The organism is Rhodovulum bhavnagarense (assembly GCF_004343505.1).
Taxonomy (GTDB): domain Bacteria; phylum Pseudomonadota; class Alphaproteobacteria; order Rhodobacterales; family Rhodobacteraceae; genus Rhodovulum; species Rhodovulum bhavnagarense.
Window position 1 is genome coordinate 174,082 of sequence record NZ_SLXU01000004.1, and the last position, 17,066, is coordinate 191,147.

Consider the following 17,066-nt stretch of genomic DNA (forward strand, 5'->3'; position numbering starts at 1 on the left):
CGGATGGGGGCCGCAATGTAAGGGAATGCGTGCGCCAGCGCGCACGATTCAGACGAAATCCGATAGCGCCTCTGTGACGGCGCAAAGCGGCAGGTCCAGCCGCTCGATCTCCAACTCGTCGAGGAAACGCGCTTCCATCCGGGTCAGATCGCCCTCGATCACGGCCACATGCCCCGGAGCCGAGCGCTTCGCGATCTGCCGGGCGAAACCGCGCAGCATCTGGTCGTCGAACCGGCAGCCCAGGAACAAGAAGGGGCGGCCGCTGCGGCGGGTCTGGACCTCCTCGGGGATCGGCGACTGGATGTCGATTTCTGTCAGGACCTCGACATAGTCGCTGTCGGACACCAGGCAGGAGTGGCCGGGCCGGATGACGCCATGGGGTTTGTAGATCAGCACCTCCCAATCCGGGGCGGGGTGTTCGCCGACAAGCCCGAGCTCGGCATCGTAGGCGCGGGTCCAGATCTCTTGCCATTCGCCGTTGCGGCTGACGCCTTGCACGAGGCCCCAACCGGGTTTGCCTTCGGCCTGCATGGCCGCGAGGATCGCGCTGTCATACCAGGCATCCACCACGAGCGGCGGACGCACCCGGGCAAGCCAGCGGTGCAACGGCCCCGGCACGCATTCACCGGAAAAAGCCTCCTGGACGATGGTGTCGAGCGTGGCGCGAAAACGGCGGCTCTCGACGAATTGGGCCACCGACCACAGGTTGCCCCGGGCGCGCCTGGGGGCGCGCACCCTGGCTTCGATCGCGGCGCAAAGGGCCTGGGGCGAGGCTGGCGGCGCATCGGAGCAAAGCGCGGCGACACCGGCGCCGAGATAGGGCACGCGATCGCCCGCGGCCACCTCGGCGAGGCATCGGGACAGGCGTTCTTCGGCCGCCATCGGCCCTACTCCACCGACAGGCGGCGGGCATCCACCGTGATCGGCAGTTTCGGGGCCTCGTCGAAGGCGGGCATTTCGAAGGTCCAGCCGTTCGAGAGTTTCGCCCAGCCGCCCCAGATGTCCGGTTTTTCGGATTCAACGATCATTTCCTCAAGATCCTTCTTGGGCACGTAGACTTCCATGCCCTTGGGCGTTTCACGGACCATAATCTTCATTGGTGTATCTCCTTGTCGAGGCTGTCGAGTTCGTTCTTGCGCATGCCGACGATGGACCGGCTGTCCACGAACTCGACCGCGTAGATGTAGAATTGCTGCAGGAAGGTGCCGATGTCGCGCACATAGCCGACCTCGCCCTTGTTCACGACGCGTTCGCCGATCTCGCGGCCGGGCACGGTGCCGTCGTTGCGGATATGCTTGCGCGCGCGGACCTTTTCGCCGGGTTCGAAGGCGGGGGGGCTGTAAATCTCGATTTCGCGGTCGTCAGTGGACATCGGCGGCTCCTTCGGTGGTGAGCCGGGCCAGCCGCTCGGCGGCGGCTTCGCGGACCGGAAGCTCGGGGTCATTGATCAGGCGGCGGGCCAGGGCGGCATCGGCGCGCTCGGCCACGGCATGGCGGACGCGCAGATCCGGGTCTTCGGCCAGTGCGGGCAGGGCGGCGGGGTCGATCCGTTCGGCCGCCGCGCGGCGCACCTGCGGTTCGCGGTCGTGGCGCAGGTGGTCCAGCCAGCGCGGGGCGATCCGCGTGGCGACGATTTCGCGGATTTCGGGGTCCGGATCGTGGATCAGGATCGGCAGCACGCCGGGATCGACGCGGCGGGCCGCGATCTGGCGCACGAAGGCGTCCTCGTCGTGCAGCAGCGGCATCAGGTCGGTCAGCGGCATCCGCCAGGCCAGCGCCAGCCGCACCTCGCGGTCGGGATCGCCCAGGGCCGCGCGGGCCTGGGCCGCGGGCAGGCGGATCGCGGCGATCGCGCGCACCGCCGGGTCGGGGTCATCCAGCAACGGGCGCAGGCGAAACACGCTGGCCACCCGTGCGGCCTGGGCGCGGGTTTCCCGATAGGGGGCGTCCAGGCACTGGTCGGCGGTGTCCGGGTTCATCATGAAAAACCGGGCGATCCGGGGCGCGTAGCGATCAAAGGCGCAGGCCCATCCCGGCCCGCATTGCCGCTGCGCCAAGAGCGACGCGAAGCGGCAACTGGCGCAGTCCAGCGCGCGGCCCTGCCAGTCAACCGGATCGGGGCCCTTCAGCATGGCCGGCTCAGGCGCCTTGGGCGGCGCGGGGCAGTCGGGCGGCGCGGGATTGCAGGACTGCGGCGATGGCGGTTTCGATGTATTCCTCGCCCAGGCTGTCGATCGCCTCGATCCCGGCTGCGGCCAGCCGTTTGCGCGGGCCTTCGCCGATCATCTGGCAAAGCACGTATGGCACGTCGTCGAGCACCCGGATGATCTCGGCCATCCGTCCGCTGTCGCCATGGCCGCCCAGGCAGTAATTGTCCGCCCGGCGATGCCCGACAAAGCGGATACCGTCACTGTCGGCCTCGTAGATCTGGAACTCTGTCGCCTTGCCGAAATGCAGGTTGATCCGGCCAGACCCACGGGTGCAGACGGCAAAGAGCGTAGGCGCCTCGGTTGCGGCAGCAGCCGCATCGGCATGTTGGGCCGCGGCGGCGCGGTCCTTGCGTTCCTCGGCCACCCAGGCGCGGTAGGCATCGCGCGCCTCGGGGGCGTCTTCGATCACCTCGGGCAGCTTGTCGAGGGTGAAGTCCTGCCCGCGATCCTCGCCCAGCAGGCCCACCGCATCGGCGCGGCACTGGCGGCAATGGCGCATCAGGTTGGCGCCGCCCGCGCAGGCGTCCTGGACCTTTTTCAGCTCGGCCGCGGTGGGGCCGCGCTGGCCGGTCAGGCCGAAATGGGTGCCATGCGCGGGATCGGAGATCAGCGGCATGATGTTGTGCAGGAAGGCGCCGCGCGCCTTGACGGCCTTGTTCACCTCGACAAGGTGATCGTCGTTGATCCCCGGGATCAGGACCGAGTTGACCTTGACCAGCACCCCGCGCGCGGTCAGCATTTCCAGCGCCTGCAACTGGCGGTCGCGCAGAATCGTGGCGGCCTCGATCCCGGTATACCGCTTTCGTTCATGAAAGATCCACGGGACGATCTGTTGCCCGATCGCTGGGTCGATGGCGTTGATCGTGATCGTGACATGATCAATGTTCATCGCCACGATTTCTTCGACGTGGTCAGGCAGCGCCAGACCGTTGGAGGAAAGGCACAGCCTGATATCCGGCAATCGCTCTGCCACCAACGCAAAGGTCGCCCTGGTCTTTCGCCAGTCATAGGCGGCATCCCCCGGCCCTGCGATGCCCAGCACCGACAGTTGCGGCAGCTCGGCGGCCACGGCCAGAACCTTTCGCGCGGCCTGTTCGGGCGTCAGCCGTTCAGACACCACGCCGGGTCGGCTTTCGTTGGCGCAGTCATATTTGCGGTTGCAGTAGTTGCACTGGATGTTGCAAGCCGGCGAAACGGCGACATGCATCCGGGCGAAATAGTGATGTGCCTCTTCGGAATAGCAGGGGTGGTCCTTGACCTTGGCCCAGGTCGCCGGGTCCATGTCATCGGGGCCCGCGGACGAGCCGCAGGAACCGGCAGAACAGCCCCCCTTTGCCAGCGTTTGGCCCATCTTTTCGCGGCTGGACAGCGACAGGCCGGCAATCGGGATCATGGGGGCGGACATGGGCGGTCTCCTTCGGTTCGGCTCGACACTGGATAAGCAGCAACTGTGCCAAGACCGGTCAGCACCTTTTCCAACGCCGCAACGGCTTGTGGAGACACGTTCGGGACGATCGGCTGTCGGGGGCATGACAAAGCCTACAAACACGACACCGAGCGCGGGCAACACACCGCCATGACCACCCCTGAAAAGCAAAAGGCCAGGCGTCATCACGGGGCCTGGAACCATCGCGAACGGGGGGGGTCAGAACTTGCGCACCTCGATGCCGTGCTTTTTCAGCGCATAGCCGATCTGGCGCGGGGTCAGGCCAAGCAGGCGGGCGGCCTTTGCCTGCACCCAGCCCGAGCGTTCCATCGCATCGACCAGCCGGGCGCGATCATCCTGCGGGGGCATGGCCGGATCAGGCGCAACGCTCAGCGGGTCGGCGGGGCTGAGCGGACAAGGCGCGGGGGCGGGGCGCTGATCGCGCCCGCTATCGATCATGGGCAGCGGCGTCCGCACGGCGGCAAGTCCGCCGATAGGCGAGCGTTCGTCGGTCTGCATCCGCCACAATTCTGCCGACAGGCATGTGCCCTGGCTACAAGACAGTTCCCGCGCGTCGATCTCGGCGCCCGAGGACAAGGCCGCCACCCGGCTGATGCAGTTTTCCAACTCGCGCACATTGCCCGGAAACTGACAGCGCGACAGCATCGCCATCGCACCGCGGGTCAGGCTCTTGTCCATGCCGTTTTCGGCGTTGAACCGGTCAAGAAAGGCCTGCGCCAGTTTCGGCACATCCTGCAACCGTTCGCGCAGCGGCGGCAACACGATGGGCACGACGCAGATACGGAAATAGAGATCGGCGCGGAAATCGCCGCGGGCGACAGCGGCCTCAAGATCCCTGTTGGTGGCGGTCACCAGGCGCACATCGACCTTGAGAGTGCGCGCGCCCCCGACGCGTTCATACTCGCCCTCTTGCAGGATGCGCAGAAGCTTGGCCTGGAATTCTGGACTGATCTCGCCGATTTCGTCCAGGAACAGCGTGCCCTTGTCGGCCAGTTCGAACCGGCCCTTCTTTTGCGCGATGGCGCCGGTGAACGACCCCTTTTCATGCCCGAAAAGTTCCGATTCCAGCAAGGACGGGCTGAGGGCGGCGCAGTTGACCTTGACAAAAGGTTTGTCTTGCCGGTCCGACAGGGAATGCACGGCACGTGCGAACAACTCCTTGCCGGTGCCGCTTTCGCCGCGCAAGAGAACAGGGGTGTTGGTGGGCGCGACCTTGCGGATCTGGGCGATCACCGTCTTGATCGCAGGGCTGTCCCCGATGATCCCCTCTATGGGGTGTGCGGGGGGGGATGGCTCTGCGGTTGCCTTGTCGTTCGCCTTGCGAAGCGCCAGGCGCGCCTCTTCCATGAGCCGTTCGCGATCGCGGGCGACAAGACGGCGGAACTTGACCGATTGTTCCAGGATCGCGGCGATCATGGTCATCACGCGCTGATCCTCGTCCAGCGTCTGCCAGCCGCTTTCGGCCAGGTCGCGCCAGGCCCCCAGCACGCCGATGACATAGGGCGAATGCACCTGCTCGCGGATCGGGACGGCGATAAAGGCATACCGGTTATGCGGGGCGCAGGGCGGCAGCGCGTCCGCGCCCAGCTCGGCGACCACGTCTCGAGACACCATCGCCACGCCGGTCCGGAAAACCGTGCGCGTGACCGGGACCGGCAAGGCGCCAGAGCTTGCCGGCTGACAGGCCGTGCCACGCGTCGTTGCCGCGATCACGAACGGATTCACCGATCGGCCGGGGGCCTGCGTGCCCCCCTTGTCATTGAGCAGCGCAAGCGCCCCCATCTGCATCCCCATGAACGAGGACAGCATGTTCAGGACAGAGGGCATAGCGGCAATCGGATCGCTCGCGCCGGTCAGGATCTTGGCCGCCTCGCAGACGGTATCCAGCGGGAAACGCTCGGTCGTCGTCCTGGCCTGGCTACGATGAGCCGGATTTGCGGGGGTCTGGATCATGTCTGGTTCTCGCGCTTCGATCCAAGCGTTTGTCATCGCGCCCCAGCCTGTCCAGCGTCATTCGCTGAAAGACCGGGATGGCATCAACGAGACGCGAAAAGGCACACCTGTTTTGCCGCTTTGCGCGCCACCCTATGCCGCACTGCGGAAAAAACGCGCAATACGTGTCCGGGGGCGGCTGTTTCACCGGCTTTGATTCGAGGCGGGCCGATCACGGCCGAAGGCGCGTGCTTCAGGCGGGCGCCAGCCCGGCCGCCGCAGAGCGGGCCGACAGGAAAGCCCCGGCAACGGTTCGTTGCGCCGTTTTGCGCGCATCCCCGACCACAGTGACGCCAGGGCGCAGGCATGACCGCCCCCGCGCATCGGTCGGACACCAGCCGCTTGCGTCGACCAGCCCCGCGTCATGCGCGATGCGGCCTGCCCCCTGCCGGGTGACGAAATTCACCACGTCGGCGCGCAGAAGACCCTCGTTCGTTTCCAGCAGGCCCTGCCGGGCATCGACGCGCAGGACCGTCCCCCCCCCACGCCAATCGGCATCCGTGCGCATCCCCTGCATCGCCAGCCGGGTCCCGAACCGGGTCGCCAGATCGGCATCGTTGCTGCCATCCAGGATGGTCAGCCGGCCCCCCGGCCGCGAACGATGCAGAAACGCGGCCAGCCGCACGGCCCGTTCCAGTGCTGCTTCGGGATGGCTGAGCGTGGCAGGCAGGCGTAGCACGACATGGCCGGCCTGGGGCAGCGCGGCCAGTTGCGCCCGTAAACGGCGCGCCTCTCGCGCGCTGCCCCAGGCGGCGGGCCAGCGGTGGCGGGCGACGGCGTCGAAGCCGGCCACCGGTTCCTGGATCGCCGCCGTTCCGGGGGCAAGTACCGCCCGGTCGAACTCAAGACGACGACCGCTGAACAGATCCAACCGCGCGGCGCCCCAGTCAAGTCCCGCCACATCATCCAGCACCACCTCGATACCGGCGGCGCGCAACGCGTCCAGACCGGGCCCGGCCAAGGGCCGGTCAAAGGCGGCAACCTCGGACGGACGCAACCGGCGCGGGTCGCGCTCGATCAGCAAGAGGCCAGCCTCGGGGTTGGCCTGCCTCAGCGCCAGCGCCGCGGTGGCACCCGCGGGCCCGCCGCCGACAACCACGATCCGGTCGCGCGCGCCGAACCGCGCGACTGCCCAGCCACAGGCGCCGGTCACGACGGCCCCGGCAAGGCAGGTATTGACGAAACGGCGGCGGGTCAGACTGGTCATTGTTCTGTCTCCTTGGCGTTGGACCTGGGGCATCGGGCGAGGCTCATTTCTGGTCGAGACGTTCGGCATCGGGGTGGATGGGGCGATAGATCTCGACCCGGTCGCCCTCTTTCACCGGCTTGTCGAGTTTCGCGAGCGCGCCGAAAATTCCGACCTTGTTCTCATCGAGGTCGATTTCGGGAAACTGCTCCAGAAGGCCCGAGGCAAGGATCACGTCGCGCACGCACGATCCTTCGGCGATGTCGATATTCTTCCAGACCTGCATGTTTGGCTTGGCATAGGCGATGCTGACGATCATGGCCGTTCCCCGGCGGCAGCATCACGCGACAGCGCGCCAGCGGCGGTAAAGACCCTGTTGGCCTGCGGGCGCTCGGTCCGGTTCGGTCCGCCATGCGCGCGGCGGTCGATCACCGCCTTAAGAGCCAAAAGCGCACCCAGAACGATGAATCCGCCCGGCGGCAGAATCATCAGCAGAAAGCCCTGGTAATCAGGGATCACCGTGACTTCGAGCCCCCCGAAGCGCGGCCCCAGCAAGAGGGAAGCATTCGCAAAAAGCGTGCCCGAGCCAAGGATTTCGCGCACCGCACCCAAGACAACCAGCGCAATCGTGAAACCCAGCCCCATCATCAGCCCGTCAAAGGCAGAGGCCAGCGGGGTCTGGCGCGAGGCGAAGGCCTCGGCCCGGCCGAGGATGGCGCAGTTGGTGACGATCAGTGGGATGAACAGGCCCAGCATCTTGTGCAAGTCGTGCAGCCAGGCGTTCATCGCCAGGTCGACCACCGTCACCAGCGTCGCGATCAGCAGGACGAAGGCGGGAATGCGGATTTCGGGCGTGATGACCTTGCGCAGCACGGACACGGCAAGGCCGGACCCCACCATGACGGCGGTGGAGGCCAGCCCCATGCCCAGCCCATTGGTCGCGGTGCCGGTGACGGCCAATAGCGGGCACAGCGCCAGCAACTGGCCGAAGACCACGTTGTTGTCCCAGATGCCGTTGCGGGCGATCGTGGCGTAGTTGGTGGACATCACTGGGCCTCCGTCGGGGGGATCAGGGTTGCGCGGTGGCGGCCGAACAGCGACAGGCCGCGATGCACGGTGCCGACCACCGCACGGGGCGTGATCGTGGCGCCAGAAAACTGGTCGAACACGCCGCCGTCCTTTTTCACCTTCCAGCCGTCGGGGGTGGGGTCGGTCAGCGAACGACCGGTGAAATCGGTCACCCAGTCGTTCTTGGCGATCTCGATCTTGTCGCCGAGGCCGGGGGTTTCGGTGTGCGACAGCACCCGCACGCCCAACAGCCGGCCATCGGGGGCGATGCCCATCAGCACGCGGATCGCGCCGGAATAGCCGTATCCCGTCAGCACGAAGGCCACGCCCGTCACCGCGCCGTTTTCGGTGGCGACATAGACCGGCACGGTGCCCTCTTCGGTGTCGGTCACGGTGCGCATGCCGGCGACAAGGTCGTTGTCATGCAGGTCGGCGGGGATCACCTGGGCGAGCGAGGCCAAGAGGTCCTCGGCCGCGCGGTCGGCGATGGGGCCGCGCGTCAGGTCGTTCGACGCGGACAGGATCAGCGCGGTGACCAGCGCGAACAGGCCCAGGAGAAGCCCCTGCCAGAGCGGCGAGTTGCGCAGACCGGCGGCGCGGGGGGCGGGGGTGTCGGTCATGGCATGTCCCTCAACTCGATCGGCTTGCCGGCGCGGGTGCGGCCGAAGATGCGCGGGCGCACGTAGTCGTCGATCAGCGGCGTGCAGGCGTTCATCAGCAGCACCGCGAAGGCCACGCCCTCGGGGAAGGCGCCCCAGCTGCGGATGACGAAGATCAGCGCCCCGATGCCGATGCCGTAGATCATCTTGCCCAGCCCCGTGACCGGCGAGGTGACGTAATCGGTGGCGATGAAGAAGGCGCAGAACATCAGCGAGCCCGACACCAGGTGGAATTGCGGCGGCGGGAACTGGTCGGGGGCGATCAGCCACGCGGCCCCCGACAGCACCGCGACCGAGCCCAGCACGCTGAGCGGGATGACCACGGTGATGACCCGCAGAAGGATCAGCCCGATGCCGCCGAGCAGCAACAGGAACGCGCTGATCTCGCCCAGGCTGCCGGGGACGAAGCCGAAAAACTGGTCATGCAGGCTGCCCATGTCGGCAAGGATCGCCTGCATCGGCTGGCCGGCGTCCAGCTGGCTTTTGACATGGCTGAGGGTGGAGGCGCTGCTGACCGCGTCGATGCCGGTTTCGCCGCCGAAGGTGATGGCCAGCGCCTGGCGGAAATCGGTGCCGACGGGGCCGCCGATGATGGGCGTGACCCAGGTGGTCATCTGGACGGGCAGCGCCACCAACAGCATGGCGCGGGCCACCATGGCGGGGTTGAACAGGTTCTGGCCCAGCCCGCCAAAGACATGCTTGGCCAGGACGATAGCGATGCCCGCCCCGGTGACGCCCACCCACCAGGGCGCCCAGGGCGGCAGGGTCAGCGCCACGATCCAGCCGGTCAGCACCGCCGAGCCGTCGGTGACAAAGCGCAGGATCGGCTTGCCGGCCAGCGCGAGGCACAGCACCTCGAACACAAGGGCGGCGGCGATGGTCACGAGGAACAGGAACACCGCGGGCCAACCGAAATGCAGAAGGCCGAAGGCGGTGGCGGGCGACAGGCACATCATCACCGCCATCATCGTGCGCGAGACATTGAAGCGCGAATGGATATGCGGCCCGCTGACAAGCGTGGATGCGGTCATTTCGTGGCCTCCTTGCGCGATGTCGCCTCGACCGCCTCGGCAACCAGCGCCTCGGCCTCGGCCTCGCGTTGCTTTTTCGCGGCCATTTCGGCCTTGCGTTTCGCCATGGCCGCGCGCTTGGCCTCGGCGATGGCCTCAAGCCGGGCGGTCCGGGCCTCGGCCAGGCGCCTGGCCTGGTCCTGCTGGTGCTTGCGGCTGTCGCGTTCGGCAAGCCTGCCCTTGGCATGTTGGATGGTCTGGACCAGCGGCCGGTTCGACGGGCAGGTAAAGGAACAGCACCCGCAATTGATACAATCCAAGAGGCCCACCCTGGCCGCGCCATCGAGGTCGCCCGCCTCGACCCGCGTGTTCAACTCGAAAGGGGTCAGGCCCATCGGGCAGACCTGCACGCACAGCCCGCAACGGATACAGGGCATGACGTCCTTTTCGCGGGTTTCAGCAGCGCTCAGCGCCAGCACGCCATTGGTCCCCTTCACGATGGGCACGCGCGGGCTCTGGATCGGTTGGCCCATCATCGGCCCGCCCATCAACAGGCGCTCGGGTTCTTCCACGAGCCCGCCGCAATGGGCCAGGATCTCTGCCACCGGGGTGCCGATCAGCACCCTGAGGTTCGCGGGCCGCGCAACGCCCCGCCCGGATACGGTGAGCACGCGGGAAATCGAAGGTTCGCCATAGCGGCAGGCCAAGTGCACCGCATGGGCGGTGGCGGCGTTATGGACAACAACGCCCAGTTCGGCGGTCAGCGCACGCGCCGGTGTTTCCCGTCCGGTCAGCGTCTTGACCAGGTGCCGTTCGGACCCCATCGGATACTGGGTCGGCACCACCCTTATTTTCAGCGCATGACCAAGCGCGCGCTTGTGGCGTTCGAGCGCGGCGAGGGCCTCGGGCTTGTTCGCCTCTATGGCGACGATGATGTCCCTGACGCCCAGGGCCTTGGCCATGATCCCCGCGCCATCGGCGATTTCCTCGGCCCGTTCACGCATCAGTCGGTCATCGCAGGTCAGGTAGGGTTCGCATTCGGCGGCGTTGATCACCAACGTGTCGAGGTCGTATTTCGCCCGCAGGTTCAGCTTGACCGCGGCGGGAAAGGTCGCCCCGCCCATGCCGACGATCCCGGCCTCGGCGATATGGGCGGCGATCTCTTCGGGGCTGGCGTCCTCGGGGCGCAGGCGGGGCAGACGCGGGCCCCATTCATCGCGCCCATCGGGGCGGATGGTGATCGTGAGCACCGGCAAGCCCGAGGGGTGCGGCGCGGTGAAATGGCCCACCGCGATCACCCGGCCAGAGGTCGGCGCATGGATATTGGCCGAAACCGGCCCACAGGCCTTGCCGATCAACTGGCCCTTGAGCACGGCATCACCACGTTCGACAAGCGGGGCGGCCTCCAGCCCGATATGTTGTTGCAACGGCACCCGGATCAGCGAGGGCAAGGGCATGTCCTCTATCGCACAATCCGAGGTCAGGAACTTGCGCGTCTCGGGATGAACCCCGCCCTTGAACGAAAACAGACGCGCCGGATCGAACCGCCCGGCAAAGGGAAAGATGCTCATGCGGATAGCCTCGTGTCGCCGCCGGTCTCGTCGCCCGCGAGGGGCTTGTCCCAGTACCAGTTGCGCAATGTGCGGGGTTTCGGGCGGTGGATGATCGCCTCGGTCGGGCAGACCTCGATGCAGGCATCGCAGCCGATACAGGCATCGGTGATGACGGTATGAACCTGCCGGTTCGCGCCGATGATCGCATCGGTCGGGCAACGCTTGAAACACTTGGTACAGCCGGTGCAATGGTCCTCGAAGATGAAGGCAACCATCTGCGCGGTCTCTTCCATCCCCTCAAGGCAGGCCCCTCCCCCCGCCTGCGGGCCCAGGATATCGGCAAGGCCCAGCGCCAGGTCGCGACCGCCTGGCGGGCACAGGTTCAGTGGCGCGCTGCCTTCGGCCAATGCCTCGGCCCCTGCGCGGCAGCCGGGATAGCCGCACTGGCCGCAGTTGGTGCCAGGCAAAAGAGCCTCGATCTCGTCCACGATGGGGGGCGTTTCGACGTGGAACCTGCGCGCGGCAAGGCCCAGCAACAGACCCAGCCCCACCCCCAGCGTAGTCATCGAGGCAATTGCGGACAGCATGACAGCGGCCTTCCTTTCCTCAGTTCGGGACCAGCCCGGAAAAACCCATGAAAGCCATGGACAGCAGACCGGCAGAGATGAAGGCGATGGGCGGCCCGGCAAATGGGCCGGGCACCGAAAGCTGCGCCAGTTTCTCCCGCATCCCCGCAAAAATCGCGAGAACACCGGTGAAGCCCAGCGCCGAGCCAAAGCCGTAGAGCAGGCTTTGCGCGAAATCGTGCTGTTCCTGGATGTTCAGAAGGGCCACACCCAGCACGGCGCAATTGGTCGTGATCAGCGGCAGGTAGATCCCCAGCGCCCGGTAAAGCCCCGGCGAGACCTTGCGCAGCACGGTTTCGGTGAATTGCACGATGGCCGCGATCACAAGGATGAACGACAGGATACGCAGGAATTCCAGGCCCAACGGCACCAGGACCAGAGTCTCAATCACCCAGCTTGCCGCCGCGGCAAGTGTCAGCACGAAAGTCGTCGCCAACCCCATGCCAATCGCCGCGTCGATCTTGCGCGACACCCCCATGAACGGGCAAAGGCCCAGGAACTTGACCAGCACCACGTTGTTCACCAGCGCCGTGCCAAGCAGGATCATCAAAAACTCTGGCATATCCGGACTCCTTGGCTAGGCGGCGACGCGGCGCCGACTGACGACCGCAACGCGATGCGGCCGCCTGCCAATTGACGAAGCACACAGCGTGCCATCCCCGCCTGCGCATTCCCCGGCACAGGGCGCGCGCAGGCGCAGGGCCCTGCCTGCCGCCCGGGCGCCTATCTGCACCCCCTCTCGCGATGTTGCAAAGCCGACACTTTGTAGGAAAGCCACGTCGCTGTGCCGGGGCGTCCGCGACATACGCCGTCACGCCCCCGGCACCGTGCGCCCCTGCCGCCCCGCACCGCATGGGCCACAAGACGGGCACGGCAAGCTTGGCATGTTGAATGCTTCTTCTTTTCCGGGTGTGCGCCCTGCACCTTGTCGCAAGCGCACGCCCACGGAAAATCAGCCTCCCGCCCCCCCTTGGCACAGGCAAAAAACAGGAGTCTCAGGCGTGCAAGCTGACGGCAAGCAACACAGCGCGACCACGGCCAGACTGACCTTTGCGGATGTCGCGCTGACGGTGAACGTGCCGGTGGGCACCAAGATCATTGATATGTCCGAAAAGATCGGCTCTGGCATCACCTATGGCTGCCGCGAGGGCGAATGCGGTACCTGCATCACCCGCATCCTCGAAGGGGCTGAGAACCTGTCAGAGCCTTCGGCGCTTGAGATCAGGGTGCTCAAGGACAACCTGGCCGGGCGCAATGACAGGCTGGCCTGCCAGACCCGCGTTCTGGGCGGCTCGGTCCGGGTCAGGCCGGGCTGAGACAGCGAAAGACCGCGCCGGTCGCATTACAGACACTTCATATCCCCCAAGGAAAGGACACACCCCATGGCCATGAAAATCGACAGCTTACTATGCACCGCTTGCGGCGACTGCGAAGCCGTCTGTCCCACCGGCGCGATCATGCCTCACAAGGGCGTCTACATGATCCAGGCCGACAAATGCACCGAATGCGAACCCGATCACGACATGCCGCAATGCCTGAACGCCTGCATGGAGGACGGGTGCATAACCCCGGCGGAATGATGCAAGCGGCACCGCCAGGGCACGCCCCCCAACCAGGAGACGGTGCCGATCCGCGTGTCCTGCGCCGCAGGCTCAGGGTGGCGGGGGTGGATGGCGGGATCGCCCGGCTGGAGGTCGATCGCCTGTCGGGCTGCACGCGATGCGCCGTGCGGGCCGGGTGCGGCACCGGTGCGCTGGCACAGATGCTGGGTAGCCATCCGCTTGATATCCGGCTGCGCCATACCGGGGGTATCGCCCCCGGTGACGAGGTCGTGGTCGCGATGTCCGGCGGTGCGTTTCTGGGCGCGGCCGGGCTGGCCTACCTGCTGCCGCCTGCGACGCTGGTCTCGGCCGCGGCGATCCTGAGCGCGCTTGGGCTATCGGACATCTGGGTTGCGCTATCCTGCCTGCCGGTACTCGCGCTGTCCCTGCTGCCCGCCTGGCTGGCCGGCCGGCGGGACCGCCTGGCCCATGCCTTGCGAATCGAGGACGTGATCGCACGGGGGCAGGCATGAACGGGATGCGGCGCCTTTGGGCCGGGTTCGGGCTGGCGGCGCTGTGCGGCGCGCTGGTCCTCATTGCCGCACACCAGGTCGAGGGCCCGCCAGCTTACCGCGAAACGCTATATGTCTTTGGCACGCTGGTCGAAATCGAGATCCGGGGCGAGGATCGCGACACCGCGCGCACCGCATCGGCCGCGGTAGGCCGACTGCTGCAAGAGTTGCATAGCGACTGGCACGCCTGGCGGCCGGGCGGGGCGTTACACGCCGTGAACACCGCCATCGCACAAGGCCGGACAGTGCAGGTCGACGAAAGGCTGGCCGAGCTATTGCAAGAGGGGCGGCGGCTGTCCTGTGCCAGCGGCGGACATTTCAATCCCGCCATTGGCGGGCTGGTCGGGCTGTGGGGGTTTCACGCCGATACGCCCCCGCAGGGCGCGCCCCCCGGCCCCGACGCGATCGCGGCACTGGTCGCTGCCGATCCGCGCATGACCGACCTGCGGCTTGAGGGGCACCGGATCGGATCGGTCAACCCGGCGGTGCGGCTCGACCTCGGGGGCTATGCCAAGGGTGCGGCACTGGACCTTGCGGCGGCCGAACTGCGCGCGCATGGCATCGCCGACGCGGTATTGAACGCAGGGGGCGACGTGAACGTGCTGGGCACCCATTCGCAGCGGCCCTGGCGCGTGGCGATCCGAGATCCCTTTGCCTGGGGGGTGGTCGGTGCAATCGCGCTCCGCCCGGGCGAGGTGCTGTATACCTCGGGCAACTACGAGCGTTACCTTGACCATGATAGCGAACGCTTTGCCCATATCATCGACCCGCGCACGGGCTATCCGGTACGCGAGATCGTATCCGTCTCGGTGCTGGATAGCAGCGGCATCCGCGCCGACGCCGCCGCCACCGCGTTGAGCGTGGCTGGACGCACGGGCTGGCCCGATGTCGCGGCCTCGATGGGGATCACGGCCGTGCTGATGATTACAGATACCGGCAGGCTGATGGCAACGCCCGCGATGTTGGCGCGGTTGGAACCCGCAGGCGATAGCCTGCCCGGTCCGGTCGAACTGATCAAGCTGCCCGCAAGGGGGACTGCCCTGTCTTGCGGGAATGGTCGGGATAATCCTCCGCGATATTAGGCCCCAGGCTTGTTGATCGTCAAAACCAGAACAAGACGCCTGGTTCTGACGGTATCCGCATCGGGCGGCGTGGCCGAGTGCATCGGCGCCCGGGTCGCGTCGATCGACATGGCCCGCCCTGAGATATCGATGGATTCGAGTCGACAGGGCATATATGCGGCGCCCGGTAAACCTGAGGGAATATCCCCGATCCGGACCGACAACCGCCGAAGCGGGTCGTCGAGATGGCCTGGCATGTCAGGGACGGTTGGCGGGATCTCGACATGATTTGACATGATGTCATCGTTCCACGCGCCCTCGGGCCAGGCTATCCCGGTAGCGCCAGTCATCTGAAAGGACAGCTTATGCGCCACGCCAACCAGATCCTCTTTGGACTGATCTTGCTGCTGTCGGCGGGGATCGCGGTCACCGCACCGGCTGGTCTGACGACGGACCAGGCGCTGACACTGTCCGTGGTTCTGGTCACGCTGGGGCTATGGGGATCGGGGCTGGTGCCGCCCTACCTTGCCACATTGATGTTTTTCGCCGCCCTCCTGGTGGGCGGGCTGGCAACGCCCGAGACGGTGTTTTCCGGTTTTTCCTCGGCGGCGATGTGGCTGGTGATGGCGGGTTTCGTGATCGGGGCGGCGATCACCGGGTCAGGCTTGGGCGCGCGGCTGGGCGCGGCGGTCGCGCCCCACCTGTCGCGCAGCTATGGGGGTCTGATTGCGGGGTTGATGGGGTTGGGCGTGGCTTTGAGCTTTATCATGCCTTCGTCGATGGGCCGAGCGATGGTGATGGTCCCGGTCGGAATGGCGCTGGCCGAGGCGTTGGGGTTTGCGCGTGGCTCGAACGGACGGATCGGCGTGGCGCTGGCCATCGCGCTGGCCTCGAATCTGCCTGGGTTTGCCGTGCTGCCCGCCAACATTCCCAACATGGTCCTCGCGGGGTCGGCAGAGCGTATCCTGGACCTCGAACTCAGCTACGCCGATTACCTGCTGCTACACTTCCCCGTGCTGGGGCTGGTCAAGGCGGGCCTCGCGGTGTGGCTGATCCTGCGGCTGTTCCCGGCACAGGTCACGGGCGCGCCGGATCATGGCGAGGCCGTTGCCGGCACCCGGCGCCAAGCCGTGCTGATGGGCCTCTTGCTGGTCACGCTGGTGCTGTGGTCCACCGACAAGCTGCACGGGGTGAACCCCGCCTGGGTGGGGCTGGTCCTGGCCATTGTCCTGCTTTCGCCGCGTGTCGGCTATGTTTCCGGCCCCGGCTTTCGCGAGGCGGTGGATTTCGGCACGCTGCTGTTCGTGGCGGGGGCGCTGGCACTGGGATCCGTGGTCGGCACGTCGGGGCTGGGCGCTGCGCTGGCGCAGGTGCTGTTGCAGGCGCTGCCGCTGGAACCGGGGCGGGATTTCCTGAGTTTCGTCGCCCTGTCGGGGCTGAGCGGCGCGACCGCGCTGGTCACGACCCAACCCGGGGTTCCCGCCGTGATGACGCCGCTGGCGCAGGACCTGGCCACCGCGACCGGGTTTTCGATCGACGCGGTGATCATGACCCAGGTCGTCGGCTTTTCGACGGTAGTTTTTCCCTATCAGGCCGCGCCGTTGATCGTGGCGATGGGGCTCGCCAAAGAGCCGGTCAGCACACTGGTGCGGACCACGTTGGCGCTGGCGCTGTTAACCGTCTTCATTCTGCTGCCGCTCGATTTCTTGTGGTGGAAACTGTTGGGCTGGATCTGAAACGGAAATGTTGATCAGCGCGCAATAAGGGCGCTGACCCAGGTTTGGTTCAGATATGGTCTGGACCTGTCGCGGTTTGATACCGCTCCTTTGATAGCATTTACTGCAACAAAGGAGACGAACCATGGGCACCGGAAGAACGGATGAATTCCGCGCTGATGCGGTGCGGATCGCGCTGACGAGCGGGCTGACACGCAGGCAGGTTGCTTCAGATTTGGGTGTTGGCCTGTCGACGCTGAACAAATGGGTGACGGCACATCGGGACACTGATGTGGTGTCGGACAAGGAGCTGGACCTTGCCCGCGAAAATGAACGGCTTCGACGTGAGAACCGCATTCTCCGGGAGGAGAGGGAGGTGCTAAAAAACCGTTCCGGGCCGCAGCCCGCCTGTGCGCGGTAGTAACA

General features: G+C 66.5%; 19 protein-coding genes and 1 pseudogene. 6 read left to right on the forward strand and 14 right to left on the reverse strand.

The annotated features are described in order from the left end of the window. Nucleotides 1-48: 48 nt before the first annotated feature. The 14 genes from EV663_RS06855 to rsxA form a co-directional block, all read right to left on the reverse strand. Nucleotides 49-882 carry an SIR2 family NAD-dependent protein deacylase gene (locus EV663_RS06855; RefSeq protein WP_132951048.1) on the reverse strand — a complete coding sequence of 278 codons (834 nt, stop codon included), beginning with the start codon at nt 880-882 and terminating at the stop codon, nt 49-51. Between the two features lie 5 nt (nt 883-887). Further along, nucleotides 888-1,097, reverse strand: coding sequence for a putative nitrogen fixation protein NifT (nifT, locus tag EV663_RS06860; protein ID WP_132951049.1), 210 nt, complete (start codon nt 1,095-1,097; stop codon nt 888-890). Next, nucleotides 1,094-1,372 carry a nitrogen fixation protein NifZ gene (locus EV663_RS06865; RefSeq protein ID WP_132951050.1) on the reverse strand — a complete coding sequence of 93 codons (279 nt, stop codon included), beginning with the start codon at nt 1,370-1,372 and terminating at the stop codon, nt 1,094-1,096. Before EV663_RS06865 ends, nifT begins: the two co-directional genes overlap by 4 nt. After that, nucleotides 1,362-2,132: a 4Fe4S-binding leucine-rich repeat protein gene (locus EV663_RS06870; protein ID WP_132951051.1), complete on the reverse strand. Its 771-nt coding sequence runs from the start codon at nt 2,130-2,132 to the stop codon at nt 1,362-1,364. The genes EV663_RS06865 and EV663_RS06870 overlap by 11 nt, the downstream gene beginning before the upstream one ends. A 7-nt stretch (nt 2,133-2,139) precedes the next feature. Next, the gene (nifB, locus tag EV663_RS06875; RefSeq protein WP_132951052.1) at nt 2,140-3,615 is read right to left on the reverse strand and encodes a nitrogenase cofactor biosynthesis protein NifB; all 1,476 of its coding nucleotides are present in this window, start codon (nt 3,613-3,615) and stop codon (nt 2,140-2,142) included. 240 nt (nt 3,616-3,855) lie between these two features. After that, complete coding sequence (gene nifA / locus EV663_RS06880; protein WP_132951053.1) at nt 3,856-5,610, reverse strand: nif-specific transcriptional activator NifA; 1,755 nt, start codon at nt 5,608-5,610, stop codon at nt 3,856-3,858. A gap of 232 nt (nt 5,611-5,842) precedes the next feature. Continuing rightward, on the reverse strand, nt 5,843-6,856 hold the full coding sequence (locus tag EV663_RS06885) for an FAD-dependent oxidoreductase (protein WP_132951054.1): 1,014 nt from the start codon (nt 6,854-6,856) through the stop codon (nt 5,843-5,845). Between the two features lie 43 nt (nt 6,857-6,899). Beyond that, nucleotides 6,900-7,154 carry an RnfH family protein gene (locus tag EV663_RS06890; RefSeq protein ID WP_132951055.1) on the reverse strand — a complete coding sequence of 85 codons (255 nt, stop codon included), beginning with the start codon at nt 7,152-7,154 and terminating at the stop codon, nt 6,900-6,902. Next, a complete protein-coding gene (locus EV663_RS06895; protein WP_132951056.1) occupies nt 7,151-7,882 on the reverse strand; it encodes an electron transport complex subunit E in 732 nt (243 codons plus the stop codon). Before EV663_RS06895 ends, EV663_RS06890 begins: the two co-directional genes overlap by 4 nt. Next, a complete protein-coding gene (gene rsxG / locus EV663_RS06900; RefSeq protein ID WP_132951057.1) occupies nt 7,882-8,523 on the reverse strand; it encodes an electron transport complex subunit RsxG in 642 nt (213 codons plus the stop codon). Before rsxG ends, EV663_RS06895 begins: the two co-directional genes overlap by 1 nt. Next, nucleotides 8,520-9,593, reverse strand: coding sequence for an RnfABCDGE type electron transport complex subunit D (locus tag EV663_RS06905; protein ID WP_132951058.1), 1,074 nt, complete (start codon nt 9,591-9,593; stop codon nt 8,520-8,522). The genes rsxG and EV663_RS06905 overlap by 4 nt, the downstream gene beginning before the upstream one ends. Beyond that, nucleotides 9,590-11,143: an electron transport complex subunit RsxC gene (rsxC, locus tag EV663_RS06910; protein ID WP_132951059.1), complete on the reverse strand. Its 1,554-nt coding sequence runs from the start codon at nt 11,141-11,143 to the stop codon at nt 9,590-9,592. The genes EV663_RS06905 and rsxC overlap by 4 nt, the downstream gene beginning before the upstream one ends. Further along, on the reverse strand, nt 11,140-11,712 hold the full coding sequence (locus EV663_RS06915) for an RnfABCDGE type electron transport complex subunit B (RefSeq protein ID WP_132951060.1): 573 nt from the start codon (nt 11,710-11,712) through the stop codon (nt 11,140-11,142). Before EV663_RS06915 ends, rsxC begins: the two co-directional genes overlap by 4 nt. A 19-nt stretch (nt 11,713-11,731) precedes the next feature. Further along, nucleotides 11,732-12,313, reverse strand: a complete 582-nt coding sequence (gene rsxA, locus EV663_RS06920; RefSeq protein ID WP_132951061.1) for an electron transport complex subunit RsxA — start codon at nt 12,311-12,313, stop codon at nt 11,732-11,734. A 439-nt stretch (nt 12,314-12,752) separates the two neighbouring features. Between rsxA and EV663_RS15820 the strand changes: the two genes are divergently transcribed. From EV663_RS15820 to EV663_RS06955, 6 genes and pseudogenes are all read left to right on the forward strand, one after another. Then, nucleotides 12,753-13,067 carry a 2Fe-2S iron-sulfur cluster-binding protein gene (locus tag EV663_RS15820; RefSeq protein WP_425057129.1) on the forward strand — a complete coding sequence of 105 codons (315 nt, stop codon included), beginning with the start codon at nt 12,753-12,755 and terminating at the stop codon, nt 13,065-13,067. Nucleotides 13,068-13,106: 39 nt separating this feature from the next. Beyond that, nucleotides 13,107-13,331 carry a 4Fe-4S binding protein gene (locus EV663_RS06930; RefSeq protein ID WP_341799033.1) on the forward strand — a complete coding sequence of 75 codons (225 nt, stop codon included), beginning with the start codon at nt 13,107-13,109 and terminating at the stop codon, nt 13,329-13,331. Continuing rightward, on the forward strand, nt 13,283-13,825 hold the full coding sequence (locus tag EV663_RS06935; RefSeq protein ID WP_243697895.1) for a SoxR reducing system RseC family protein: 543 nt from the start codon (nt 13,283-13,285) through the stop codon (nt 13,823-13,825). The genes EV663_RS06930 and EV663_RS06935 overlap by 49 nt, the downstream gene beginning before the upstream one ends. Further along, nucleotides 13,822-14,946, forward strand: coding sequence for an FAD:protein FMN transferase (locus EV663_RS06940; RefSeq protein WP_165910147.1), 1,125 nt, complete (start codon nt 13,822-13,824; stop codon nt 14,944-14,946). Before EV663_RS06935 ends, EV663_RS06940 begins: the two co-directional genes overlap by 4 nt. 344 nt (nt 14,947-15,290) lie before the next feature. Beyond that, entirely contained in the window at nt 15,291-16,661 is a 1,371-nt protein-coding gene (locus tag EV663_RS06945) for an SLC13 family permease (protein ID WP_132951065.1), read from the forward strand. Nucleotides 16,662-16,785: 124 nt separating this feature from the next. Further along, nucleotides 16,786-17,025: pseudogene (locus tag EV663_RS06955) on the forward strand (transposase); the annotation flags it as partial. Nucleotides 17,026-17,066: the final 41 nt, after the last annotated feature.

Bases quoted from the DNA above. Each gene is read 5' to 3' on its own strand.
- EV663_RS06905 (WP_132951058.1), bottom strand. From the start codon at position 9,593: ATGACCGCATCCACGCTTGTCAGCGGGCCGCATATCCATTCGCGCTTC.
- nifB (WP_132951052.1), bottom strand. From the start codon at position 3,615: ATGTCCGCCCCCATGATCCCGATTGCCGGCCTGTCGCTGTCCAGCCGC.
- rsxG (WP_132951057.1), bottom strand. From the start codon at position 8,523: ATGACCGACACCCCCGCCCCCCGCGCCGCCGGTCTGCGCAACTCGCCG.
- EV663_RS06865 (WP_132951050.1), bottom strand. From the start codon at position 1,372: ATGTCCACTGACGACCGCGAAATCGAGATTTACAGCCCCCCCGCCTTC.
- EV663_RS06855 (WP_132951048.1), bottom strand. From the start codon at position 882: ATGGCGGCCGAAGAACGCCTGTCCCGATGCCTCGCCGAGGTGGCCGCG.
- EV663_RS06940 (WP_165910147.1), top strand. From the start codon at position 13,822: ATGAACGGGATGCGGCGCCTTTGGGCCGGGTTCGGGCTGGCGGCGCTG.
- EV663_RS06935 (WP_243697895.1), top strand. From the start codon at position 13,283: ATGCCTGAACGCCTGCATGGAGGACGGGTGCATAACCCCGGCGGAATG.
- rsxC (WP_132951059.1), bottom strand. From the start codon at position 11,143: ATGAGCATCTTTCCCTTTGCCGGGCGGTTCGATCCGGCGCGTCTGTTT.
- nifT (WP_132951049.1), bottom strand. From the start codon at position 1,097: ATGAAGATTATGGTCCGTGAAACGCCCAAGGGCATGGAAGTCTACGTG.
- EV663_RS06885 (WP_132951054.1), bottom strand. From the start codon at position 6,856: ATGACCAGTCTGACCCGCCGCCGTTTCGTCAATACCTGCCTTGCCGGG.
- EV663_RS06870 (WP_132951051.1), bottom strand. From the start codon at position 2,132: ATGCTGAAGGGCCCCGATCCGGTTGACTGGCAGGGCCGCGCGCTGGAC.
- nifA (WP_132951053.1), bottom strand. From the start codon at position 5,610: ATGATCCAGACCCCCGCAAATCCGGCTCATCGTAGCCAGGCCAGGACG.
- EV663_RS06890 (WP_132951055.1), bottom strand. From the start codon at position 7,154: ATGATCGTCAGCATCGCCTATGCCAAGCCAAACATGCAGGTCTGGAAG.
- EV663_RS06895 (WP_132951056.1), bottom strand. From the start codon at position 7,882: ATGTCCACCAACTACGCCACGATCGCCCGCAACGGCATCTGGGACAAC.
- rsxA (WP_132951061.1), bottom strand. From the start codon at position 12,313: ATGCCAGAGTTTTTGATGATCCTGCTTGGCACGGCGCTGGTGAACAAC.
- EV663_RS06945 (WP_132951065.1), top strand. From the start codon at position 15,291: ATGCGCCACGCCAACCAGATCCTCTTTGGACTGATCTTGCTGCTGTCG.
- EV663_RS06915 (WP_132951060.1), bottom strand. From the start codon at position 11,712: ATGCTGTCCGCAATTGCCTCGATGACTACGCTGGGGGTGGGGCTGGGT.